Annotated in this window: 3 protein-coding genes; all 3 read right to left on the minus strand. The window is 59.9% G+C overall.

From position 1 onward, the window contains the following. Positions 1-447 (minus strand): hypothetical protein (locus H5U38_12115; protein ID MBC7187768.1); only part of this gene is annotated, 447 nt, incomplete at its 3' end. A 309-nt stretch (positions 448-756) separates the two neighbouring features. After that, positions 757-2,985: a tetratricopeptide repeat protein gene (locus H5U38_12120; protein MBC7187769.1), complete on the minus strand. Its 2,229-nt coding sequence runs from the start codon at positions 2,983-2,985 to the stop codon at positions 757-759. Next, on the minus strand, positions 2,897-3,270 hold a 374-nt coding region (locus tag H5U38_12125; GenBank protein MBC7187770.1), incomplete at its 5' end, for a tetratricopeptide repeat protein. The genes H5U38_12120 and H5U38_12125, both read right to left, overlap by 89 nt.

Genomic DNA, 3,270 nt, shown 5'->3' on the forward strand with positions numbered 1-3,270 from the left:
GACGGTGAACTCGTCTTCATCAAGCGCGGCATTATCGGAGATTTTTATGGCATAGATGGGGATGTGCAATTGCTCGCTGGCGCCTATTTGGTGCACGGCCGAAATCTCTGGGTACTCTCGCTGCAGAGAGTCCAGATAAGCTACCATCTGTTCGTAGGTGTGGTAGGCTGGGTCGAAGAGGCGCGCACGATCAATGGCTGGAAGCAGTTGGTAGGTGAAACCCCTCTCCTTGAGGATCCCCAGTTGTTGCTCATCCACCACCAGGTCCACATAGTCCTTGAGACCTTGGTAGGCAAAGTCCAGGTCCAGATCCTGCAAGCGCTGAAGGGATGCCCGCTCCGGGATCGGCACCCTCACCAGCAGCCTTTGGCTTTGCCCGGCTATGCAGGCGCCCGCAACAATGAGGGTCGCAGCGATGAGGGACAACCGATGACTGGTACGCTTCATCTTACGCCTCCTCACTCCTGTGCCAATGTACGAAAGTTTGAGCAACTGCGCAAGCCCCTATTTGCCCTTGCCAAGCCGGCATGTCACCCCGATTGGCCCGGCTCTGCTCCGGCCCCAAAGGCACAGGGTACAGATGCCGTGCCACTTGGGAGCCATTCCGCTGCCGTGGCAAAAAAACAGGCAAGGACGCGGCCCTCAGGTTGCGTACGGGCCACATCCTTGCCTGACAACGGCCCCGCGGGTGACATACAGCGGGCAGCCACCCGGGCTGGGCCAGCAGAAGCTCCTGCGGTCACCTCCTGCTGGCTTCTACCGCACAAGAGTCATCTTGCGCGTGGCTACAAAGTCGCCAGCACGCAGGGTGCAGAAGTAGACGCCGGAAGGTAACCCACGGGCATCCCACACTACACCCTTCATCCCGGCAGGTTCAACCCGGTCGACGAGTCTGGCAACCTCTTGGCCCCTCTCGTTGTGCACGCTGAGAGTGACATGCGCTTGCTCCTTAAGGTCAAACCTGATCGAGGTGGTCGGGTTGAAAGGATTGGGGAAGTTCTGGTATAGGGCGAAAGACTTCGGTACTTCACTACGCGGCAGGCTGACGGCGCTGCGCGCCTTGACCTCGGAGGTGGGCACTCCCACATAGTACAGCGAGTCCACACCGCCGACATACTCGCGGAAAATGATGTGCAACTTGTCGCTGGCGTTCTTGGCCATGCCGTTCGGGTTGCCGCGGCCGCTCCAGTTCTCCACCACCGCCACCGGCCCGTTCCAAGTACTGCCCTGGTCACCGGAGACCATGACGAACATCTTGTACTTGTACTTGTACTGGTCGCCGGCAGCACCTGTGGTGTCAACCACATCGACGTAGGAGTAGTATAAGGTCCCGTCCGGGCCAAGGGCGGCATTGTTCATCGGCCACGCCGAGTTTTTCGGGTCGAGCGCTACGATACCCTCCGGGATGACCTGCGGGTACACGAAGCGGTTAATGTTCCACAGCGAGCCGTCGTAGCGAAAGTCCCAGGCACACACTTGTTCAGGGGTGCCCTCAGAGGTGTCGGCGCCGATGGCAAAGACGTGAAAGTTACCTGCCCCATCTAAGAGAGAGGTAATGTTCCGCCCTAGGCGGCCGTTGCCAAAGTCCAGAAAGTCGGCGCCTGGAATAAGAGCCGGCGACGACCAGGTAGCGCCTCCATCGGTAGAGGTGGAGTAGATCACACGCCACAGGTCGTCGTCCGAATAGTACTGGCCAAGTCCCGCCGCATATGCCTTGTTGTTGGCGCCCAGTTCCACCAAAGTGGAAGAGGTAGACAGGTCGATGACGTAGTTTGGCTTGCCCACGTCTGCAGGCACCGCCGAAGCCCATCGGATGGGCGGACTCCAGGTGGCACCGCCGTCCTCGGAGCGATAGACCAGCAAGTACTCACCGGGCGCCTGAGGCGCCGAAGTGGTCCCGGGATGGTGATAGGCTCCCACCAACCACAGCTGCGGGTTATCAGGCGCTATAGCGATGCTGTAATAACGCATATCCAGGATATCCTCTGCAGAAGCAGTCTGATCGATGAAGCTGTTTACCCATCCCCCCATGTTCCAGCCGAGCAAGTCCATGGCCAGCGTCGGTTGGCCCTTCATGAGCGTCGTGTTGGCCGTGGAAACATTGCGGTAGACGATGATCGGGGTTGAGGCGTTCCCTTTCAGAGTGGGGTAGTAGGCATTCATCACCGCACCCACACCCAGATTGATGTTCTCATGGAGGGTCCACGTCTGACCCCCATCGGTGGAGATAGCCGCGGTGATCCTCCGGGGGTCTGGATCGGATGAGCCGTAGGCCCAGTACCACGTCGCAATCAAGTTTCCGCTTGACGGCTCATAGTAGATAACCTCGTTGCCTCCGCGATAGCAGGAATTGAAACTTGGCCCCCCGGACGGGCTGGTGGCAATCAGCACAGGCGTCACGCCTGGGATAGGACACCTCTGCCCCCAGCTCACGCCTGCTCCTCCCAACAGGAGCACCGCCGTAAGGAGAATCGTCGCTTTGCGCATGTTGCCCTCCACAATATGGTGAAACACAGCTCCGTTGCACGCACCACGCACCCTTCCTGAGGAGAGAATCCTGTTACACACCCGTTCTGCCGCTCTCTCACCTCCTTTCTGGCTAAGGAACTGAATGGCTGCCCTGGCCCGCCCCTGAACCCCCCTGTGTCCTGCTGTCCTCAGCAACTCGAGGAAAGCAGGCTCGACTTCGTAGTGGACTTGCGTCGGCGCCCTGACATAATCCCAGGCGCGCCGCAGATCGCCCATGGCATAGTAGGCCACCGCAAGATTATTGTGCGCTTTGCCCAGGCGCGGGTTGAGGCGCAAGGCGGTCTGCAGGGCGCTCACGGCATGGGGTAAGTCCTGCATCTGGTAGAAGCATACTCCCAGACTGCAGTGCGCATCCGCATACAGCGGGTCACAAGCGATGGCGCGTCGGAATTCTTCCATGGCCTGCTGCAGTCTTCCCTCTTCTAGGTAGATGAGCCCCAATTTGTGCTCCCGCATAGCCCGGGTTCTTCTGCAGCGCCTTCTGGAGCTGAACCACTGCTTGCTCCCGATAGCCTTGGTGGTGATAGACCACACCCAAGCCCGAGTACGCGTCCGCGTACTCACGGTTAAGGGCAATCGCCTTGCGGAAGGCGGCAATGGCGGCCCTATTGTCGCCACGCAAGTAGCCCAGCCGTGCGAGGTTCGCCTGCGCCACGTAGTCCTGGGGGGCCAGGCTTAAGGCCTTAAGGTACTGGGCGCGCGCCCCCTCCGCATCGCCGCTCTGCTCTAACGCCATGCCAA

It is taken from the genome of Calditrichota bacterium (assembly GCA_014359355.1).
Taxonomy (GTDB): Bacteria; Zhuqueibacterota; Zhuqueibacteria; order JANLFK01; family Oleimicrobiaceae; genus Oleimicrobium.

What these genes read in the sequence shown, in the direction of transcription:
- H5U38_12120 (MBC7187769.1), bottom strand. Translation starts at nt 2,985, where the DNA reads ATGCGGGAGCACAAATTGGGGCTCATCTACCTAGAAGAGGGAAGACTG.